The organism is Mesorhizobium comanense (genome assembly GCF_005503535.1).
GTDB classification, from domain to species: domain Bacteria; phylum Pseudomonadota; class Alphaproteobacteria; order Rhizobiales; family Rhizobiaceae; genus Mesorhizobium; species Mesorhizobium comanense.
Genome location: NZ_SCNN01000004.1, coordinates 180658 through 201605, shown reverse-complemented (window position 1 = coordinate 201605; position 20948 = coordinate 180658). Strand labels below are relative to the sequence as shown.

Annotated in this window: 19 protein-coding genes; 11 read left to right on the top strand and 8 right to left on the bottom strand. The window is 64.1% G+C overall.

Features of this window, described 5'->3' with window-relative positions:
- Position 1: 1 nt before the first annotated feature.
- Positions 2-1015 carry an amino acid ABC transporter substrate-binding protein gene (locus tag FFS37_RS09720; RefSeq protein WP_137930731.1) on the top strand — a complete coding sequence of 338 codons (1014 nt, stop codon included), beginning with the start codon at positions 2-4 and terminating at the stop codon, positions 1013-1015.
- A 97-nt stretch (positions 1016-1112) separates the two neighbouring features.
- Here the strand turns inward: FFS37_RS09720 and FFS37_RS09715 are convergent, their stop codons facing one another.
- From FFS37_RS09715 to FFS37_RS09690, 6 genes are all read right to left on the bottom strand, one after another.
- Positions 1113-2198, bottom strand: a complete 1086-nt coding sequence (locus tag FFS37_RS09715; RefSeq protein WP_137930730.1) for an ABC transporter ATP-binding protein — start codon at positions 2196-2198, stop codon at positions 1113-1115.
- On the bottom strand, positions 2185-3123 hold the full coding sequence (locus tag FFS37_RS09710) for a PfkB family carbohydrate kinase (RefSeq protein WP_137930729.1): 939 nt from the start codon (positions 3121-3123) through the stop codon (positions 2185-2187). The genes FFS37_RS09715 and FFS37_RS09710 overlap by 14 nt, the downstream gene beginning before the upstream one ends.
- On the bottom strand, positions 3123-4139 hold the full coding sequence (locus tag FFS37_RS09705) for an SIS domain-containing protein (RefSeq protein WP_137930728.1): 1017 nt from the start codon (positions 4137-4139) through the stop codon (positions 3123-3125). Before FFS37_RS09705 ends, FFS37_RS09710 begins: the two co-directional genes overlap by 1 nt.
- Positions 4140-4141: 2 nt before the next feature.
- Positions 4142-4987, bottom strand: a complete 846-nt coding sequence (locus tag FFS37_RS09700) for a carbohydrate ABC transporter permease (RefSeq protein ID WP_137930727.1) — start codon at positions 4985-4987, stop codon at positions 4142-4144.
- Entirely contained in the window at positions 4987-5871 is an 885-nt protein-coding gene (locus tag FFS37_RS09695; RefSeq protein WP_137930726.1) for a carbohydrate ABC transporter permease, read from the bottom strand. The genes FFS37_RS09700 and FFS37_RS09695 overlap by 1 nt, the downstream gene beginning before the upstream one ends.
- A 162-nt stretch (positions 5872-6033) precedes the next feature.
- Positions 6034-7272 (bottom strand): extracellular solute-binding protein, encoded by a 1239-nt coding sequence (locus FFS37_RS09690; RefSeq protein ID WP_137930725.1) that lies wholly within the window; start codon positions 7270-7272, stop codon positions 6034-6036.
- Positions 7273-7455: 183 nt separating this feature from the next.
- Here FFS37_RS09690 and FFS37_RS09685 point away from each other — a divergent pair, with 183 nt between their 5' ends.
- The 3 genes from FFS37_RS09685 to FFS37_RS09675 all read left to right on the top strand — a co-directional run bounded on the left by FFS37_RS09685 (position 7456) and on the right by FFS37_RS09675 (position 11563).
- Positions 7456-8670 (top strand): ROK family transcriptional regulator, encoded by a 1215-nt coding sequence (locus FFS37_RS09685; RefSeq protein ID WP_137930724.1) that lies wholly within the window; start codon positions 7456-7458, stop codon positions 8668-8670.
- Between the two features lie 142 nt (positions 8671-8812).
- Complete coding sequence (locus tag FFS37_RS09680) at positions 8813-10423, top strand: inorganic phosphate transporter (RefSeq protein ID WP_137930723.1); 1611 nt, start codon at positions 8813-8815, stop codon at positions 10421-10423.
- Positions 10424-10594: 171 nt separating this feature from the next.
- Positions 10595-11563 (top strand): heparin lyase I family protein, encoded by a 969-nt coding sequence (locus FFS37_RS09675; RefSeq protein WP_137930722.1) that lies wholly within the window; start codon positions 10595-10597, stop codon positions 11561-11563.
- Between the two features lie 150 nt (positions 11564-11713).
- On the opposite strand, the gene FFS37_RS09670 is transcribed toward FFS37_RS09675, so the two are convergent.
- Both FFS37_RS09670 and FFS37_RS09665 read right to left on the bottom strand, forming a co-directional pair.
- Positions 11714-12874, bottom strand: a complete 1161-nt coding sequence (locus tag FFS37_RS09670; protein WP_137930721.1) for a patatin-like phospholipase family protein — start codon at positions 12872-12874, stop codon at positions 11714-11716.
- Positions 12867-13655, bottom strand: a complete 789-nt coding sequence (locus FFS37_RS09665) for an acetoacetate decarboxylase (RefSeq protein WP_137930720.1) — start codon at positions 13653-13655, stop codon at positions 12867-12869. Before FFS37_RS09665 ends, FFS37_RS09670 begins: the two co-directional genes overlap by 8 nt.
- A 231-nt stretch (positions 13656-13886) precedes the next feature.
- On the opposite strand from FFS37_RS09665, the gene FFS37_RS09660 reads away from it, so the two are divergent.
- From FFS37_RS09660 to FFS37_RS09630, 7 genes are all read left to right on the top strand, one after another.
- On the top strand, positions 13887-14675 hold the full coding sequence (locus FFS37_RS09660; protein ID WP_137930719.1) for a 3-hydroxybutyrate dehydrogenase: 789 nt from the start codon (positions 13887-13889) through the stop codon (positions 14673-14675).
- Positions 14676-15001: 326 nt separating this feature from the next.
- Complete coding sequence (locus tag FFS37_RS09655; RefSeq protein ID WP_137930718.1) at positions 15002-16159, top strand: ABC transporter ATP-binding protein; 1158 nt, start codon at positions 15002-15004, stop codon at positions 16157-16159.
- Between the two features lie 29 nt (positions 16160-16188).
- Positions 16189-17325, top strand: a complete 1137-nt coding sequence (locus FFS37_RS09650) for an ABC transporter substrate-binding protein (RefSeq protein WP_171026228.1) — start codon at positions 16189-16191, stop codon at positions 17323-17325.
- 83 nt (positions 17326-17408) lie between these two features.
- Positions 17409-18230: an ABC transporter permease gene (locus FFS37_RS09645; protein ID WP_137930717.1), complete on the top strand. Its 822-nt coding sequence runs from the start codon at positions 17409-17411 to the stop codon at positions 18228-18230.
- Positions 18227-19072, top strand: a complete 846-nt coding sequence (locus tag FFS37_RS09640) for an ABC transporter permease (protein ID WP_137930716.1) — start codon at positions 18227-18229, stop codon at positions 19070-19072. Before FFS37_RS09645 ends, FFS37_RS09640 begins: the two co-directional genes overlap by 4 nt.
- 25 nt (positions 19073-19097) lie before the next feature.
- Positions 19098-20141 (top strand): LacI family DNA-binding transcriptional regulator, encoded by a 1044-nt coding sequence (locus tag FFS37_RS09635; protein ID WP_137930715.1) that lies wholly within the window; start codon positions 19098-19100, stop codon positions 20139-20141.
- 45 nt (positions 20142-20186) lie between these two features.
- Positions 20187-20945 carry a phosphodiesterase gene (locus tag FFS37_RS09630; protein WP_137930714.1) on the top strand — a complete coding sequence of 253 codons (759 nt, stop codon included), beginning with the start codon at positions 20187-20189 and terminating at the stop codon, positions 20943-20945.
- The last annotated feature ends 3 nt before the right edge of the window (positions 20946-20948 follow it).

Genomic DNA, 20948 nt, shown 5'->3' with positions numbered 1-20948 from the left:
CATGAGACAAGCAATCATTGCCGCGCTCGCGCTGGCATCGGCCATGATGGCCGTGCCGGCGAAGGCGGACACATTCGACATCGTCAAGCAGAGAGGCTCGATTCTGTGCGGCGTCAGCCAGGGCGTCGCGGGTTTTTCAGCGCCCGACGATCAGGGCAAATGGAGCGGCTTCGACATCGACTTCTGCCGTGCCGTTTCGGCCGCGGTTTTCGGCGATCCGGACAAGGTGAGCTATGTCCCTCTGTCGACCAAGGAGCGCTTCACCGCCCTTCAGGCCGGTACCGTCGATATTCTGTCGCGGCAGTCGACCTGGACCTTGTCGCGCGACACCGGCATGGGCATCCATTTCGCCGGTACCGCCTACTATGACGGCCAGGGCTTCATGGTGCGCAAGAACCTCGGCGTGGACAGCGCGTTGAAGCTTTCGGGCGCCACGGTATGCGCCGAGCAGGGTACGACCACCGAGCAGAACGTCGCCGACTATTTCACCGCCCACAACATGAAGTATGAGGCGGTCGTCATCGATTCCGCCGACAGCATCATCAAGGCGTTCGACAGCGGGCGCTGCGATGTCTACACGACGGACGCCTCGGCGCTCTACGCGCAGCGCCTGAAGCTGACCGATCCGGCCGCCTTTGCGGTGCTGCCCGAGATCATCTCGAAGGAGCCACTCGGTCCCGCCGTGCGCAAGGGCGACGACAAGTGGTTCGATGTCGTGCGCTGGACGCTGTTCTCGCTGATCGAGGCGGAAGAGGAAGGCATCACGCAAGCCAATGCGGAAACCTCGCTGAAGTCGCAGAATCCGACGGTCCGACGGTTTCTCGGCGTCGAGGGCGATAATGGCAAGCAACTCGGGCTGGATCCCGCCTTCGCCTACAACATCGTCGCCAAGGTCGGCAATTACGGCGAGATCTTCGAGCGCAATCTCGGCCAGTCCAGCCAGCTGAAGATCGCGCGCGGCATCAATGCGCTGTGGAGTGCCGGCGGACTGATGTACGCGCCGCCGGCGCGCTGATCTTTGTTCTGCCGCAATTCCGGACGGAAAGCCGGTTCCCACTTTTCCTGGAATTGCTTTGAGACCGTGCACGCCGGGCAGGCGTGCACGGCCGGTTTCAAGCCGTCGGCAGGGCCTTGCCTGTCGACGGATCGAAGAGGCGAAGTGCCGCCTCGTCGAAGGCGAGGTCGCGCTTGTCGCCTTTGGCGAGAGAGGCACGTGGCGGCAGGCAGGCCGTCAGCCGCTGCGTGCCGAGGCGGGCGGTGGTCACCAGCTCCGGGCCGGTCAGTTCGACGACCTCGATCTCGACGGGCAGCGAAAGGTCGGTCGCCGCGCTCTGCGCCGCGCGCAGCGCCTCCGGTCTGATGCCGATGACGACCGGCGCACCTTCTCGCGCCGCGCCGGCATAGCGCGCCGGCAAAGGTATGCGTGCCTCGGACCCGTCGATGGCCAGCCTGCCATCCGTGACAACCGCCTGCAGCATGTTCATCGAAGGCGCCCCGACGAAGCCGGCGACATAGAGCGTTGCCGGCTCGTTGTAGATCTCCTCCGGCGTGCCGAGCTGCTCGATCCTGCCGTCGCGCATGACGGCGATGCGGCTCGCCAGCGTCATGGCCTCGATCTGGTCATGGGTGACGTAGACGACAGTGGTCTGCAGCATCTGATGCAGCCGCTTCAATTCGGTGCGCATTTCCAGCCGCAGCTTGGCGTCGAGGTTGGACAGCGGCTCGTCGAAGAGGAAGACCTGCGGCTTGCGCACCAGCGCCCTGCCGATGGCGACACGCTGGCGCTGGCCGCCGGAAAGCTGGCTCGGTTTGCGGTCGAGCAGGCTTTCGATCTGCAGCAGTTTGGCGGCTTCGGCGACCGCCTTGTCGCGCTCCTGCGCCGCGACACCACGCATTTCCAGGCCGAAGCCGATGTTACGGCGCACGGTCAGGTTCGGATAAAGCGCATAGGACTGGAAGACCATGGCGATGTCGCGGTTCTTGGGGTGGACGCCAAGGATCGACCGGCCGCCGATCAGCACATCGCCGCTCGTCGCCTCGGCCAGGCCCGCGATGATGTTGAGAAGCGTCGACTTTCCGCAGCCGGAGGAACCGAGCAGCACCAGGAATTCACCGCTCTGCAGCGCGATGTCGATGCCTTTGAGCGTTTCGACGCTGCCATAGTTCTTGCGGACATTGCGGATTTCAAGCGCGCTCATGCGTGACTTCCCTGGGGTACATTGGTTCGCCGTAGTTGCGCGGCAAGGTGGATATGGCACGCGACGCCACCTGTGTGGCGGCTTCGAGCGAGGCGCTCAGCGGCTGGTCCTGCGCGAGCGTGGCCAGGAACGCGGCGTTGAAGACATCGCCGGCGCCGATCGTGTCGACAACCTTGACGTTGGGGGCGGCCGCCCGCACCAGCGCTCCGCCGGGGCCGATGGCGATCGCTCCGTCGGGGCCGCGCTTGACCACGGCGGTCGCGCCTTTCTTCATCATGGATTGTATCCGCCGCGCGGCATCGACGGGCGCGGGCGTACCGGCCAGCGTCACCGTCTCGACCTCATTGAACAGGGCAAGATCGCAGCGCGCCAACCATTCCCGCGCCGCCTTGCAGTTGGCCGGCGTCCAGCCCTGTATCGGCCATCCGGTGTCCAGCGCGACGGCGATGTCGTGGCTGGCCGCCCAATCGAAGAAGGCGTCATACTCGCCGGTCAGGTCGTCGGTGAGGAACGAGCCACACAGCAGCGCGTAGCCACCGCCAAGCCGCTTGCCGTCGAGTACGGAAAGCACATCCGCCAGGCTGAAGCGTGGCAGGTGCCCGCGCGTGGTGAAAAACGTTCTTTCGCCATCGGGATGGGTCATGCCGACCGAAAGGGTCGTGCTTTCGGGGCGCACCGGCCATTTGTCGGCCCGGGCGCCAAAAGCCTCGCGCAGCCAATGGCCGAACTGGTCGTCACCGACATTGGCGGCAATCTCGAAATCGACGCCGAGCGCTTGCCAGGCAAGTCCCGTGTTGCCGGCCTGGCCGCCGACGCGCAGATCGTCATGGTCGACGACGGTTTCGGTGCCGGCCTTCGGCCATGGCGCGACCGGGCCCATGATCAGGTCGACATTGACGTTGCCGATCACAGCAAGCGGACGCATCACTCGCTCCTGGTGATCTTGGTCGTGCGCACGGGCGTGCCGGCATTGTCGATCCGGCTGTCGGCGAAGGCGATCATCAGGCGCTGAGCGACAGGCAGCATGGCGAAGATCGCGCCCATGCCGGAAGCCGGCCTGAAGGCAAGCGTCACGGCACCCGCCACGGGCAGTTGTCCGGACGCGTCGAAGATCACCAGCGGCGCGCCGGTCTCGACCACCGAAAGGGCCATCGCGGTCACCAGCTCCGATGTCGGGTCGTTGCCGCGAAACAGGACCACGCCGATCTTCGGGCCGAGCATTTCCATCGGGCCATGCCGCAGCTGGCCGCCTTCCAGGGAAAAGCACGGCAGCCGCGAAAGCTCGGTCAGGCCGAGCGCCAGGGCTTCGGCGATACCTTGCAGGCGCCGGCCCGAGGTGACGATGGTGTCCACGCCGCCAAGCACAGCGAGCGCTGCGGCTATGTCACAATCCTGCGGCGCTTCGAGCGCGGCGACGGCGGGAGCGGGATCCTCGCCCAAGGCGGCGAGGATTGCCAGATGCAAGGCGAGGGTCACCGTCAGGCTGCGGGTCGCGGCGAAGGCTAGTTCGGTGCCGCCGGCGCCAACCAGACAGGATGCCGTGCGGGCAAGAAAAGAGCCGCCTTCCAGCGTCAACCCGAAGATATCAGGGCCGGCGCCAACCTCCTTGAACCATCTGACGACCTCGGCGCTCTCGCCGGATTGCGAGGTCACGATAACGGTGCGGCCGTCGAGCGGCAGCGGCTGGCCGAGCTGCTCGGAAAGCGGCGTTGCCAGGGCATCGACGCCAAGCGCGCGATAAAGCGGTTCCACCGCACGGCCCACGGCATGCGAGCCGCCCATGCCGAGCAGCAGCAGCCGGCCCGTTTGTCTGATGGAAGCCGCCGCTTTCCGCGCCTCGGCCGTGTTCTGCCTGAACGAGGTCAGCGCATCCGCGTGCTGGCGCGCCATTTCGCGGTCGATCGCGGCCAGTCCGGCCGGACGGTTCTTGGGTTCGTTCATTGTCATCCTTTCACACCGCCGCTGGTCAGGCCCGAGATCAGCGCCCGCTGCATCACCAGCCCGATCAGGACCGGCGGCAGCGCGGCCAGAACGCCGGCGGTGGCGATCAGCCCGTAGTCAGAAACACGGCCGCCGGCGAGATCGGCGATGGCGACCGTGAGGGTCTTGGCGCGCTGGTCGGAGGTGAACAGCAGCGCATAGAAGAATTCGTCCCAGGCCAGAAGCACGGCAAACAGCGCCGATGTCGCCATGACAGGCGCGGCGAGCGGCAGTGTGATGATGCGCCATGTCTGGAGCAGGCCGGCGCCGTCGATCATCGCCGCCGCTTCGATTTCGCGCGGAATGGAATCGAAGCCGGATTTCATCAACCAGGTGGTGAACGGCGCCAGTATGGTCAGGTAGACCAACGCCAGGCCGAAGACGTTGTTGAGCAGGCCAAGATGCGACAGGCCCATGTAGAGCGGCACGGCCAATGCCACCGGGGGCAGCATGTAGGTGGCGATGACCATCGACAGCGACCAGCCGATCGCCGGCGTGCGCGACACCGCCCAGCCGGCGGGGATTGCCAGGGCGAGTGCCGCGAGCGTCGCCATGCCTGATATCTCCAGGCTGTTGCGCAGCGACGAGGTGAAGGCCGCGCCGGCGCTGTTCTCGGCGGTCGACAGCAATTGCCGGTAACGGGAGAGATCGACGGCCTGCGGCCACCAGCGCAAGGGCTTGGCGGCGAGATCGGCGGCCGGCGAAATGCTCATGATGAACAGCCAGGCGATCGGCGCCAGGATGATCGCCGCGAGCAGGAGCGCACAGGCATAGATGAAGACGGTGAAGGCCGGGCTCCTGCGTTCCATCAGGCGGCGCTCCCGGCGGTCTTCCTCACCAGCGCGGCATAGGCAACGGCAAGCACCGTGACGAGCAAGGTGACGATCAGCGCCAGCGAGGCGCCGGAACCGGCGCGCTGGAAGGAGAAGGCCTCCTGATAGACCAGGATCGACAGCGTGCGCGTGCTGTTGGCGGGACCGCCTCGCGTCATCACCCAGATGATGTCGAAGACCTTGAAGGCTTCGATGGTGCGCAGCACCAGCGCCACCATCAGCGGGCCGGCGAGATAGGGCAGGATGACGAAGCGGAAGCGGTTGAACGGGCCGGCGCCGTCGACCAGCGAGGCGGCGGTTATGTCGCGCGGCACCGCCTGCAGGGCGGCGAGCGCGATCAGGGCCACCAGCGGAAAATTCTTCCAGCAGTCGGCGACGATCAGGGCCGCCAGGGCCGTGCCCGGTTCGCCGAGCCAGGAGCGGTAGGCGTCGATGAGGTGCAACTGCGTCAGCGCGGCGTTGAGCGCGCCGTATTCGGGATTGTAGATAAGCCGCCACAGCGTTGCGTTGACCACGGTGGGCAGCGCCCAGGGCAGGATCATCAAGGCGCGCAGGATGGCGCGGCCTTTGAATTCCTGGTTGAGCAGAAGCGCGGCGAGAACGCCGATCACCATCTCGGCGGCCACGGAGATGACCGCGAACAGCGTGGTGGTGATCAGCGTGCGCGAGAAGTTCGGGCTGGACAGCATGTTGGTGTAATTGTCGATGCCGACGAAATCGCCGCCGGTGCCGACCAGCCTGGCGTCCGTGAAGGAAAGGCCGATCGTGTCGACCAGCGGCCAGCCAATGACGGCGACCATGACCACGAGAAGAGGCAGCATCAGCAGCCACGCACGGGTTGTCATCCAGGTGCCCGACATCAGAGCAGCCTCTCCTCGTTCATCATTGATCCGGATATAGCACGGCGGCACTACAGCGTTGCGCGTCCGATTGGACGCGCAACCGAGGCTGCGGCACTTCGACGTCGGGCATGATCCCTAACGAAGATCATGCCCCTGTCGCCCGTGAGGAAGGGTCGACGCTTAAAGGCCGCTGTTCTTGGCGGCCGTATTCAAGGCATCTTCCGGCGAAGACGTGCCAAGCAGCGATTCCTGGATGGCCTGCTGCAGGGCGGTCGACAGTTCCTGGTATTTCGGCGTGGTCGGGCGCGGATACATGGCGGCCAGGCCGAGCTTGGCGGCGGCGATCAGCTCTTCCTGGCCCTTGGTCACGGCCGGATCGTCGTAGGACGAGGCCCAGATCGGCAGCGAGAGCTTGGCGTACTGGTTCTGCGTCGCCTGCGAGGTCATGAAGGTGATGTACTTCCAGGCTTCGTCCGGATGCTTCGACACCGCCGTGACGCCAAGGCCCATCGAGCCGTTGACGGCCGACACCTCGCTGGTCCCGGAAACGCCCGGCGCCGGCACGACGCCGACCTTGCCCGCGACCTTCGAATCCTTGGGGTCGTTGGCCATGTTGTACATGTAGGTCCAGTTCAGCGCGAAGGCGGCATCGCCGTTCTCGAAGACCTTGCGGACGTCCTCCTCGAGGAATTCCTTGGAATTCGGATTGGTGAGGCCCGACTTGTAGCTGTCGACCATGTATTTCAACGCCAGCAGGCCGCCGCCGTTCTGGAAGTCAGGCTTGCCGTCCTTGAGGAAGTCGCCGCCATAGGCGCTGACCAGCGTGGTGTAGTCGCAGATCGCGGCTTCGGCCTGCGACCAGCTCCAGGCGATCGGCGTCTTCAACAGGCCCTTTTCCTGGATGGTCTTGGCCTGTGCGCCAAGCTCCTCCCAGGTCTTCGGCGGTGTCTTGATGCCGGCCCTCTCCAGGATTTCCTTGTTGTAGAACAGGTATTTCGTGTCGAGGATCCACGGCATGCCGTAATATTTGCCGTCGTACTGAACCGTGGTCCACGCGCCGGGCAGCACGCCCTTCTTCATGTCGTCGGTGATTTTCGACGACACGTCGACCAACACCTTGTTGGTGGCATATTCGGCGGGCCAGATGACGTCGAACAGCACGACGTCGTAGCCGCCGCCGGAGCCCTGCGCGAGCACGGTCTTGTCGTGCAGGCCTTCATAGGGAACGAATTCGAGGTTCACCTTGACGTCCGGATTGGCCTTGGTGAAGGCGTCCGTCATGGCGCGCACATCGGCCTCGCTATAGGCGGCCTGCGCCATGAACAGCGCATTGAGCGTGGTCTCGGCGAAAGCGTGGGGGACAAGCAGCCCCCCGGCAAAAACGGCACCCAACAGGGTCTTGCCGATCGATTTCAGCATCTTCTTCTCCCATTTCCGATGTTGTCGGGCCGGCGTTCCCTGCCTTCCCGGGTCGAGGTCGCGTGACCTAATGTTTGCCGACGAGACAAAAAGCCTAGTGTCCCGGTGGTTGGCACGATTAAGTCAATTCGCTTGACTTAATTAGTCGATGAATATCCTAATGGAGTCAAGAGGGGAAAAGCCGTGGACGATATCAGCCCGATCCGCGCCAAGAGCGGCACCAATCAGGAAGGCACCAGCGCGCACAACCGCCGCGTCATGGTCGAGGCGCTGCGCCTCAATGGCGCGCTGTCGCGCGCCGACCTGGCGCGGGCGACGCAGCTGACCAAGCAGGCCGTTTCCAACATCATCGAGGACCTGGAAAGCGACGGCCTCGTCGTGGGGCTGGATGCGGTGCGCAAGGGCAGGGGGCAGCCGTCGACCCCTTACAGGCTGGTGCCCGAAGGCGCCTTCGCCATCGGCCTGCAGATCGATCGTCACTTGACGCGGGCGGTCGCGGTCGACCTGATGGGCAGCGTGCTGGCGCGGGCCGAGGCCAATCTGCCGCTCGACGAACCGTCCAAGGGGGTGGAGATCATTCTCGGGCTGATCGGCGGCGTGCGGCGCGATCTGGCCGCCATCTCCTCGCAGTCGGAGAAGCGGCTCGTCGGTCTCGGCGTCGCCATGCCCGGGCCTTTCGGGCTGGAGAATTCGGACGACAAATGGATGATGCCGGCGTGGCAGAAGTTTCCGCTACTGGAGACACTGGCGGCCGGTACGGGCCTGAATGTCGGCCTGCAGAACGACTCGGCCGCCTGTGCAACGGCCGAACGCATCGTGGGCGCGGCGCACGGGGTCGACCATGCGGTCTGCCTCTATGTCGGCTACGGCATCGGTGCCGGCCTGATCCTCAATGGCGAACTCTACAGTGGCGGCCATGGCAATGCCGGCGAAATCGGCATGGCGCTGCTGTCGCCGGCGGGGCCCGGGTCGACGCCGCTCGAACATCGCGCTTCGCTGGCCTCGCTTTACCAGCATCTCGGCCTCGATCCGGAGGACAGGGATATATACCAGCGGATGAATGACCTCGTGCTGGCCGAGAACCCCCGGATGATGGCCTGGATCGACGGCGCGGCGCATGATCTGCGCTGGAGCGTACATCTGATCGAGACGATCTTCGACCCGCAGACCGTCATTTTGACCAGCGGTGCGCCGCAAGCACTGGCGCGCAGGCTCGTCGAGGCGATGCATCCGCTGCTGCCGTCGATCGCCGACCGGCCGGGACGAAGCTTGCCGCGCCTGCAACTCGGCACCACCGATCCCTGGTCGATCGCGCTGGGCGCCGCGGCGGCGCCCATCAGCCGGGCCTTCGATCCCCTGTTTTCGGCGATCCTGAAGACGCGCTCCAGCCCGGCCTAGAGCCGGATGATTTCAGGTCGAATCGACCCTTCCAGCATCATGCCTGAGCCGGATCAACGCCGGCTATCGGCGTCACACAGGGTTCATCGTGCGGACTTAGCGTCCCTTCCGGTTCTTTGCTGCAATGCAAAAGGAGTGGGATATGGTGGACATAGTTTCAAACGAGGCGGGCATTCCGAGGCCGGATCATCCGCTTGAACAATCGGGTGGAGCCAAATGGTTCCTGCCCGCCTTCGGCGTGCTGGTGCTGGTCGGCATCATCTATGTCGGCTACGCACTCAGCCAGGATCTGGCGGTAGCCAAGACCGTGCCGTGGATCCTACTCGGAATTGCCCTGCTGATCGCGCTCGGCTTCGAATTCGTCAACGGCTTCCACGACACCGCCAATGCGGTGGCAACGGTCATCTACACGCGCTCGCTGCCGGCCGAGTTCGCCGTCATGTGGTCCGGGGTGTTCAACTTTCTGGGAGTTCTCACCTCCAGCGGCGCTGTCGCCTTCGGCATTCTGTCGCTCTTGCCTGTCGAACTGATCCTCCAGGTCGGCTCCTCCTCCGGCTTCGCCATGGTGTTCGCGCTGCTCGTCGCGGCGATCCTGTGGAATCTCGGCACCTGGTTCCTCGGCCTGCCCGCCTCCAGCTCGCACACCATGGTCGGCTCGATCATCGGTGTCGGCCTCGCCAACCAGTTCATGGCGCCGGCCGGCAGCGCCACCAGCGGCGTCGACTGGTCGCAGGCGACCAATGTGGGCACCACCTTGCTGGTGTCGCCGATCGTCGGCTTCTTCGCCGCTGCGGCCCTGCTCTATGCGATGAAGCTTCTGGTGCGCAACAAGGCCCTCTACGAGGCGCCGAAGGGCAACACGCCGCCACCCTGGTGGATCCGCGGCCTGCTGATCTTCACCTGCACCGGCGTCAGCTTCGCGCACGGCTCCAATGACGGCCAGAAGGGCATGGGCCTGATCATGCTGATCCTGATCGGCGTCGTGCCGACCGCCTACGCGCTCAACCGCACGCCCGATATCAATTATCTCGAAGCCTACAAGTCGGCCTCGGTCAATGTCGAGCAGGCGCTGGGCAAGTATGTGAAACCCGGCGTCACCGTCGCCGACGCCAAGGATGCCAAGGCAGCCGTGCAGGATGCCGTGCGCACACGGACCTGGAGCGACAAGACGACGGTCGCACTGCAGACCTACATTCACAACACGACGGCCGAACTGCAGCCCTACGCCTCGGTCGACAACGTGCCGACCGACCTGGTCAGCAACGCCCGCAACGACATCTACCTCATCGGCGAGGCGCTGAAGCTGATCGACAAGAAGCAACTGCTGCCGATGCAGGCCGCCGACCTCAAGGCGGTGACCGATTATCACAAGGCCGTCGACAATGCGACGAAGTTTATCCCGCTCTGGGTGAAGGTCGCGGTTGCCCTGGCGCTTGGCCTCGGCACGATGGTCGGCTGGAAACGCATCGTCGTCACCGTGGGCGAGAAGATCGGCAAGAGCCACCTGACCTATGGCCAGGGCGCCGCCGCCGAACTCGTCGCCATGGTGACGATCGGCATGGCCGACCGGCTCGGACTTCCGGTGTCGACGACCCACGTGCTGTCCTCCGGCGTCGCCGGAACCATGGCCGCCAACGGCTCCGGCCTGCAATGGTCGACCGTGCGCAACCTGCTGCTCGCCTGGGTGCTGACCCTGCCGTGCTCGATCGCACTGGCCTTCGTGCTGTTCATCGTCTTCCGCCAGGTGTTCTGAACGGAGCGCGATCGATCACGCAAAAACGCTGCCGCTTGGGGCCAACGCCTGACCGAAAGGTGGAACCCAAGCGGCGATTGTGTCAACATCGCTTGCCGCTTGGTTGTGGCAGGCGTAAATTTTGCCGGCGAATATCTTGGCTGGGCATTCCGCGCATTCGACTGTCGCAGAATGCCCTTCTTCGCCACAGGCCAGAATGAGGTCTTCAGGATCCGCAATCAAGAGACCTTCTTTTTCATGCGCATCGGCACAGGAATTCTCGCTCCGGCAATCATAGGCGCTTTGCTTTCGGCCTCTACGCCTGGGCGAGCGTCGGCCGAAAACGCAGTGGGTGCCTTTTCGCCCGACCTCAAGGAATTGTGCGCGCCTGATCCGCATGACCCTCCCGCTCAATGGCTGATCAGCAAACAGCTCTCCCCGGATTCCTGGGCATCGCGGTTCTCCTGCGACGCCCCTGCATCATCGACAATTCTGCGCATCTCCGTTCATCCGGGAGATGCCGCCAATCCAAATCCGGACGACAAGCCCACCGAACGCGTAGAGGCGCAGGTCCGGCAGGAAGTCGTGAAGTTCGATCAGCCTACCTGGTACCATTTCAGATTTCGCCTCGAAGCACCGTGGCAAGGCACGGACAACCGTACCGTAATCCATCAGGTCAAACAGGACATCCCGTACGCCGATCAGCTGCCTAAGGGTGATTGTCACGCCGCGATCCCTCTTTTCGCCGTGCAAGCGCGACGCTCGCCCACGGGCGCCGACTTCCTGGCGCGGGTCCACGGCGCAAAGGATTGCAATCAGGGCAAGAGCAAAACCATATGCGGGCCATGGCACGTGGATGTCGGCACTTGGAACGACGTAAACGTCCTGTTGAAACCGAGCCTTGCGGACGGTGCCAGCGAGGTTCGCGTGTGGTTCAATGGCCGAAGCTGCAAGCCCTATTTCGGCATACTGGGTTATGCCGACCATGGCGCGCGGGACGGTGCGGGGCACCCATTCATCGACACGCAGCCACGCTTCGGGATTTACCGTGACGCGCTTTCCGACATAACCCAGACCATCGGGTTCAGCGATATCTCGTTTTGGTCGTCTGCCCCGACACGCGATCCCGCATGGTCATCCATCGCGCTACCGAATGACTAGTTTTCCAATAGACCAGTCGCGTCCATGATTCCGAAGCGGGAGCCGAAACCGGAAAAGCCCCGGTCAAACAGACAGAGGCGCATTTCGATCAGCGCTGCTCCAGCTGGAACCGTACCCGCTATCGTGATCTTCCGGAGGGACCTGAGCTCCTCAGGTCGGGTCTTCGCGATGCAGGTCGTGGATGGTGACGCCGTCGGCATTGGTCGGCAGCATAAGCCATTTCTTGTGACGCAGCGTGCGCTCGGTGTCTTCCTGGCCCATTTCCCAATGCTCGCGCATCGAGGTGCCGGAGAACTCATAGTCCTTGGCGTGGCCTTCGTAGCCTTTGTGCTGGTAGATGAGGTGGACGATGTTGACGACACCGGCGTCTGAATAGTCGGCCATCAATTCCTTCTCGCCTTCCTTGAGCTGGTCCGGCGGAACACGCTTCAGCGCGTCGAGCAGCTTCATCTTCAGCGCGTGGATGCGCTGGAAATTGTCGGTGTTCTGTCGCGTGCGGCTGGAATACATGATGTCCTTGTGGCGCGACAGCACATCGGCCATGCCGCGCGGCAGCACGCCACGCGCACTGAACAGATCGACCTGGAAGACCAGCGAGGAGCGGTCCTCTTCCTGGTCGAGCAGATATTGCAGCGGCGTGTTGGAGACGATGCCGCCATCCCAGTAGTACTCGCCCTCGATGCGTATCGAGGGGAAGGCGGGCGGCAGAGCGCCGCTGGCCATGATGTGCTCCGGTCCGATGCGGACCTTGTCGGTGTCGAAATAGACGAAGTTGCCGGTCCGCACGTTGACCGCGCCGACGCTCAGCCGCTTCTTGCCGTCGTTGAGGACATCGAAATCGATCAGGCTCTCCAGCGTGTCCTTCAATTCGGCGGTGTCGTAGAAGCTGGTGGCGCCATCCGCCCCCGAAAGCTGGAACCAGGGATTGGGATTGCGCGGCTTGAAGAAGCCGGGCTGGCCCATCGTCATCGTCATCAGCGACGAGGTCTGGTTGCGGATGTCGCGGTAGAGGTCTCCTTCCGGCGTATAGGCCCAGATCTTGCGGCCCGAGATCGTCTGCCAGAATTGTTCCAGACGCTGCAGGCGGCGGCTCGGCTCGTTGCCGGCAATGATGGAGGCATTGATGGCGCCGATCGAGACGCCGGAAAGCCAGGTCGGCTCACAGCCGGCGTCGGCCAGCGCCTGGTAGACGCCGGCCTGATAGGCGCCGAGCGCACCGCCGCCCTGGAACACCAGCGCGATGCGGTCGTACTGCGCGGAGATTTCCTCGATGGTGGCGGCGGCTTCCTTGTTGCGGTTGCGTTCAAGCACGAATTTTCTCCGGCATGTTTGTGCTGGCCGCGGACCGGTCGTGCTCGGCGAGGTAGTCGTGGACGACCTCGCCCAATCCGAGCGTCAGGTCGGCTTTGAAATGGACGGCGGAAACGATGTCGAGCACCGGCAGTTTGGCCACGTCGGCCATGACATGCGGCCGAAGGTCGAGCGCGGCGGGTGCTGTCCAGGCTTCCTTCAGCGTGATGTCGGTGAGGTAGTAGCGCACCAGCTCGCAGATACGTGGTCCACCATCGACATGCGGGATGATCTTGATCAGGAAGTTGGGCGCCGCCAGCGAGGCGAGCACCTGGTCATGGTCGGCCTCCCTGTGCTTGTAGCCCATCGTGCCGGTCGCGCACAGAACGCTGCCATAGTGAAGCGTGCCGACGATCACCTCGCCTTCGTGCACGATCTTCGGGTTGGCGAGCTTTTTCGGGAAACCCCAAAGCTCGCGCCCGCCGGCGATCGGTGCGTCGTCGTCGAGATACATCGAATGGACGAAGCCGCCATGCTGGCCCTTGTAGCGTACCGGGATGACCTGGCCGGTTTCGGTGTAGTCGCCGAAACCCGTCGAGTCGGGCATGCGGATGAATTCATACTTGACCAGCGGCTCGTCGATCTCCAGTGGCGCCGGCACCACGGCTTCGAGCGCCTCGCGGGTCGTGCGGTAGGTGATGATGATGTATTCGCGGTCGAAGAAGCGGTAGGGCCCGGGCGGGAAGGACGGGTTGGTGAGCGGCATGGCATAGGCGCGCTTCACGACATCGGCGATTTCCATCCTCGTGTCCTCGTGATTTTGAAAAACGACCCCGCGCGAATGCGCTGGCAAATATGTTGCACGGCACCATGACAGTGCCGTGTCAGCCCGGCGAACACGGTTCGGGGCGTTGCGAAAGCCATGCCGGCAGCGTCATCTGGCTGTAATCGCGCCGACACATGGCTCTGTCATTGTCATGTTGCGACGCACAATTATATGCTCCTGTTCCCTCCCACATCTTGCGAGATTGCCATGGGCTCCCTGTCTTCGAAGAATGCTCTCGTCACCGGCTCGACCAGCGGTATCGGCCTGGCCATAGCCCGCGCCTTTGCCGCCGAAGGTGCCAACGTCACCATCAATGGCCTCGGCGATCCGGCGGCGATCGAGCAGGAGCGCGCCGGCATCGAGAAGGATTTCGGCGTCAAGTGCCGCTATTCGGATGCCAATATGATGGACGGCGCGGCGGTGAGTGCCATGGTGCACGATGCAGAGGCGGCGTTCGGCAGCCTCGACATCCTGGTCAACAATGCCGGCATCCAGCACGTCGCGCCGATCGAGGAGTTCCCCGACGACAAGTGGGAAGCCATCATCCGCATCAATCTCCTGGCGGCCTTCTACGCCATCAAGGCTGTCGTGCCCGGCATGAAGGCGCGCAAATGGGGCCGCATCATCAACACGGCCTCGGCGCACGCTCTGGTCGCCTCGCCGTTCAAGTCGGCCTATGTCTCGGCCAAGCACGGTATTGCGGGCCTGACCAAGACGGTGGCGCTCGAGGTCGCGCAGGACGGCATCACCGTCAATGCGATCGCACCCGGCTATGTCTGGACGCCGCTGGTCGAAAAACAGATCCCCGATACGATGAAGGCGCGCGGCATGACCGAAGAACAGGTCAAGCATGACGTGCTGCTCGCCGCACAGCCGACGAAGGAATTCGTCACCGTCGAGGAGCTTGCCGCGCTGACGCTGTTCCTGTGCTCCGACGCGGCCAAGCAGATCACCGGCACGACCTTGCCGATGGACGGTGGCTGGACCGCACAATAAGGCGCCTTTCCGGCCCTTTTCGTCCTATCTCCTTGACACAATTCCGGACAGAAAACCGCTTCGCACTTTTCCTGGAATTGTTCCGTACCGAGCCCTCCGCAAAAATGCTTTCCCTATAGCCGCCCGATCATTGTATCGTGGCGGCGGCAGCGGAAAGATCGGGAGGTTTTGCGTTGCCCTTCACCGTGGCGGTGACTGACGGAGGATCGGGAAGAGGAGGACTTTCCCCGCAAACCGTCACAAAGACGTTACCTAGACCTCCTATTTCGATCTCAGGAACGGGCAGCTTGCGTCTTATGATGCACAGCTGTGCAAAAGGGTGGTGAATGACGACGGAAAGCTTCCTCGAACTTGGCGGTGTCAGTGCCGGATATGGTGCGTCGCGGGTTCTGGACGGCATAGACCTGGGCATTGCCAAGGGCGAATTCGTGGCGTTGCTCGGCGCCTCCGGCTGCGGCAAGACAACGCTGTTGCGCGCGATAGCCGGCTTTGTTTCGCCGAACGCCGGCTCGATCAGGGTCGCTGGCCGCGATGTCACCCGCCTGCCTCCCGACAAGCGCGGCATGGCGCTGGTTTTCCAGTCCTACGCGCTGTGGCCGCATATGACGGTGGCGCAGAACATCGGCTACGGGCTGAAGCTCAAGCGGCAGCCGCGCGCCGAGATCGCGCGGCGCGTCGGCGAGATGGAGAAACTGCTGGGGCTCGATGGGCTCGGCGACCGCAAGCCGGCGCAGCTTTCAGGCGGCCAGCGCCAGCGCGTGGCGCTTGGCCGGGCGCTGGCCATAGATCCGGAAATCCTGCTTCTGGACGAGCCGCTGTCCAATCTCGACGCGCGCATAAGGCTGACCGTGCGCCATGAAATCCGCGCCCTGCAGAAGCGGCTCGGCATCACGGCCGTGCATGTCACGCATGATCGCGAGGAAGCCATGGTGATGGCCGACCGCATCGTCATCCTCGATGCCGGGCGTATCGCGCAGCAGGGCACGCCCGAAGCCGTCTACAACCGCCCGGCCTCCGCCTTCGTCGCCGCCTTCATGGGCGCGGAGAACCGGGTGGAGCTCTGGGGCCAGCCGTCGTCTGGTCGTTTCGAGATCGAGAGCGGCCCGGCGAATGCCGCCTGCGCGGTGCCGCTGGAGGGGCGCCCGCTGGCGCGCGGCTTCGTCGAGGCGCGCTTCCGCGCCGAAGCCGCGCAGCTTCTGGCCGTCACCGCCGGAGATGCGCCACCTGCCGGAACGCTCGAATTCTCGGGCCGCATCGAAAGCGTCAGCTATCCAGGCGGCCTCTGGCGCCATGCAGTCAGGGTCGGCGACGACGTGGTGCTGGTCGATGCCGGCATGGCCTTCGCCGCCGGCGAAGCGGTCAAGGTCCGCATCCCGTCCCAGGTTCTCTTCCTCTTCAACGCGCCGGCGGCTTCGTCGCCCGCGCCAACCCGTTCCCGGCAGGGCGGCGACAAAAGCCGCTCCCTGGAAGCATCCGAAGCTTGAACCCTCTTCATCCAACTGGAGACTTTCCCGTGAAGACAATCCTGCAGGCCGCATTGGCTCTCGGTCTCGTGGCGTCGCCCGCGACCGCCGCCGAACTGACCGTTCTCACCGCCGGCGACCAGAACATGGTCGACTACATCAACGACTATCTCGGGCCGCTGTTCGAGAAGGAAAATCCTGGCAATACGGTGCGCGTTGTCGGCACCGGCCCCGGTGACGCCGGTTCGCAGAAGATAACCGAGCGCTTCAAGGCGCAGGCCGATGCCGGTTCGGACAAGTGGGACACCGACGTCGCCGTCGTGCACGAGAAGTTCGCCGGCCCGATGGTGACCGCCGGCTATCTCGAAGCCTATCGGCCGAAAATCGACACCGGCAAGATGGTGACGCGTTCCAATGCCGACATGGCGCTGGGCTCCAATGTCAGCGGCTATGTCATGCCGATGTTCAACAGCCAGACCGCGATCGCCTACAATCCGGCGATGGTGCCCAATCCGCCGAAGAGCTACGACGAACTCGTCGCCTGGGCCAAGGAACACCCCAAGCAGTTCGGCTATAACGGCATCAAGGGCGGCGCTTCCGGCGTCAGCTTCGTCATGGGCTGGATCTATGCATTCGGCGAGGGCGACGCCAAAAAGCTGATGAACGGACCCTTCGACGAGGCCGAGACCAAGAAATGGGACAAGGCCTTCGCCGGCCTGAAGGAATTCACCGCCAATGCCACATTGACCCCCGGCAATGCCGGCACGCTCGACATGCTGTCGCGCGGTGAGATCGCCATGGGACCGGTCTGGGTCGACATGTTCTACTCCTGGCAGGCCGATGGCAGGCTTCCCCCAGACCTCAAGCTGGTGTTGCCGGCACCGGGCATGCCAGGCCAGCCGATGCACTATGTGATCCCGGCCAAGAGCCCGAACGAGGCGCTGGCCGAGAAGTTCGTGGCACTCGCGACCAGCCCGCAAGTGCAGGCCGAGGGCATCGTCAAGAAGTTCAACTGGTATCCTGGCATCGATGCCGAGTTCGTCAAGCCGAAGCTCGACGAGGCGACCTGGAACAAGCTGTTCGTCGACATCTCGCCGGAAGACCTGGCGAAATACGGCAAGCCGTTCCCGATCGCCCCCTACAACAATGCGATCCTCGAAGCCTATGAACGCCAGACCGCGAATTGAGTGAGCGGGCTCAATCCTGAACCCGGACCGCCCGACATCGCCGGGCGGTCCAAGCCTGTCTGATGCAAGGTGAAAGAACAGAGATGTCGAAACGGTTTCTCGGCCTGCTGCTCGTGCTGCCCGCCCTGGCGGTGATCGTGCTGCTGTTCATCGTACCACTTGCCGCGTCCGTCGTCGGCGCGTTCGAAGTCGAAGGCGGCCATGGCTTCGGCAATTTCGTCAAATCCGTCGAACTCTACCGCGGCGATACGATCTTCACGGTTCTCATCGTCAGCCTGTCGACGCTGCTCATCGGCCTGTTTTCCATCGCCATCGGCGGCTATCTGACGCTGGGTGAAAATCCGCGCGCGGTGGCGATCCTGCGCTGGCTCTACCGCTGGCCGATGTTCATCCCCTTCATCGTCGTCGGTCAGATCCTGCGCACCTTCCTGGCCAAGAACGGCCTGATGAACAATCTCTTGATCAGCGCCGGCGTCATCACGCCGATGCAGGCCACGGCCTTTCTCGACTGGCGCGGCATCGTCATCGCCTTCGTCTGGAAACAGGTTCCCTTCGTCGCCCTGCTGGTCGCCGGCGCCATGGCATCGATCGATCGCGGCACCATAGAAGCCGCGCGCAATCTCGGCGCCTCGCGGCTGCGCATCCTGATCGAGATCGTGGTGCCGCAGGTCGCCACCACGCTGCTGGTCGGCCTGATCCTGTCCTTCGTGACGATGATGTCGGTGCTGTCGGTGCCGTTGATGATCAACGCGCAGTCGCCGACCATGCTGACCGCCGACATCGCCTTCCGCATCAACGCCTATGGCGACTACGGCGTTGCCAACGCGCTCGGGCTGATCTCGCTGGTCATCACCTCGGGCGTCGCCTGGATCTATCTGCGCCACACGATGAAGGAGCGCGCATGAGTCTCGTCTCGGCATCGCCCGGGATCGGGCAGAGATTTCGGATCGACCTGTGGTGGCTGCCCAGGGCTCTCATCCTGGCGCTGCTTGCCTTCGTCATATTCGGCCCGCTGCTCAACCTGTTGCTGTGGACGGTGGCGGAGCGCTGGTATTTTCCGCATGTTCTGCCGCTCGACTACGGCTTCAGCGTCTGGACGAGGGTGTTCTCGCCGCGCGGCAATGCGATGGATTCGCTGCAGAACAGCATACTGGTGGCGGTGCTGACGGTGATCGTCTCGCTGGCGCTGGCCATACCGGCGGGTTACGCGCTGGCGCGGCTGAAGCTGCCGTTGCGCAGCCTGATCCTGCTCGCCTTCCTCATCCCGCAGGCGTTTCCGAACCTGCCCGTCTATGTCAACATCGCGCGCCTGTTCTACCAGATCGGTCTCAACGGGACGATCACCGGCGTGGTGCTGGTGCATGCCGTGCATGGCCTGGTCTATGCGGTGTGGATCGCGACGGCCGCCTTTTCCGCCGTCGATCCCGAACTCGAGCAGGCCGCCCGTTCGATCGGCGCCGGACCGTTGCGCGCCTTTCGCGACGTGACCTTGCCGCTCGCCATGCCCGGCCTGATGGCCAGCGCCATCTTCGTCTTCCTGGAGTCGCTCGACGAGTTCACCGGCAGCTATTTCGTCGGTGCGCCGGATGTGAACATGCTGCCGCTGCTGCTCTACTCGGCTGGTGCCGGCGGCAACTACCAGATCGCCTCGATCACGGCGCTTCTGTTGCTCATCCCGTCGATCGGCTTCATGCTGATCGTCGAGCGATTCCTGAAGGCCGATGTGCTGTCGCGGGTTGGCCATTGAATTTCTCGCGCATGAGCACCGACCGATGACTGCAGACAAGACTTCAGGCGACAAGACCTCGGACAAGCTTCGCTCGGTCAGCGCGCTGCACGTCGCGCGCCAGGCGGGGGTATCGCGCTCGGCGGTGTCGCGCGCCTTCACGCCCGGCGCCAGCGTCGCCGCCGAGACGCGCGAGAAGATCATGCGCGCGGCCGAGGAACTCGGCTACCAGGTCAACGACCTGGCGCGCGGCCTGCTCGCCAACCAGAGCCGGCTGGTGGGACTGGTGGTGACCAAGCCGGAAGTCGGCTTCCGCGCGCATCTGGCCGCCGCACTCACCAAGGCACTCATCCATCGCGGCAATGTTCCCGTCCTGATCAACACCGGCCAGACCGAGCAGGAGTTGATATCAGCCCAGAAGACGCTGCTTGGCCATCGCGCCGAGGCGACCATCATCCTGTCCGGCTCGCCGCCATCGTCCTTCTTCGAACTGGCGCGGCGCAACGGTCAGCCGCTCGTGGTCATCGGCCGCTCCGAGCCCGAGGCCGACCACATTCAGACGGACGGCGCCGCAGCGGCGAAGCTCGCCGCGGCGCATTTCGTCGCGTGCGGCATGACCAGGCTCGGCCTCGCCGGATCGCTGTCGGGCACGCCGACCATCACCGAGCGCGAGGATGCCTTCCGCGCCGAGGCCCGCCGCCTTGGCGCGGACGTCGCGGTCGAGCGCGGCAACGACACGGACTACGCCGGCGGATTGCAGGCGGGCCGGTTGCTGATCGATCGTGCGGACAGGCCGCAGGCAATCTTCTGCGTCAACGATCTCATCGCCTTCGGCGTCATGGACCATGCCCGCAAGGCCGGGCTCGCCATACCGCAGGACCTTTCGGTGATCGGTTTCGACGATGTCCCCGAAGCCGACTGGCTTGCCTACCGGCTGACCACCTTCCGCCAGGATCCGCAGATGATGGCCGCCAAGGCGGTCGACTTGCTCGACCTGCGGCAGCGACAGCCCGACCTGCCCCCCATCCGCGAGCGCTTCAACGTGCCGCTTGTCGTGCGCGGCAGTTTCGTGCCGCATTCCGCGGAATGATGTTGAACAGCTCCTTCCGAATCCTCGATCGCAGGCCGATGCCCCATGAAAATCATCCAGCTCTCCGACCCGCATCTGATGGCGCCCGGCGGCCGTCTCTACGGCTCCGATCCGCTTGCCAGGCTGGACGCCTGCCTCGCGGACATCGGCAGGAACCATGCCGATGCCGATCTGGTGGTGGTCTCAGGCGACCTGACCAATGATGGCGAGCGCGCCGCCTACGCGGTGCTGCGGGACAGGCTTGGGAAATTCGCTCCGCCTTGCCGGTTGATGCTCGGCAATCATGACGACCGGGCGCTCTTCCTCGAAATGTTTGCCGACGCTCCCGCCGAAGGCGGGTTCGTGCAGAGCGTTTTCGACAGCGGCGATGGACGCCTGATCCTGCTCGACACGCTGGACAGCGGGCATGTCGAGGGCAAGCTATGCCAGGCGCGGCTCGACTGGCTCGACGAACGGCTGCATGAAGCGCGGGACCGGCCGGTCTTCCTTTTCATGCACCACCCGCCGTTCCGCATACACATGCCCGTGCTTGACGAGGTCAGGCTCGCCGATGCCGATGCCTTGCATGAGGTTCTTTCTCGCCACGGCAATGTCCGGCACATCTTTGCCGGACATGTTCATCGGCTGATCGCCGGCAGCTGGCGCGGCATACCGGTCAGCACGCTGCGCAGCACCAACCACCAGACCGGGCTCGATTTTTCAGACAGCTGGCAGCTTGGCCACGAACCGCCTGCCTATGCCGTCATCTTCATCGATGCCGACGGGGTGATTGTGCACTTCCACGATTTTGCCGTTGCGGCCTGAGGC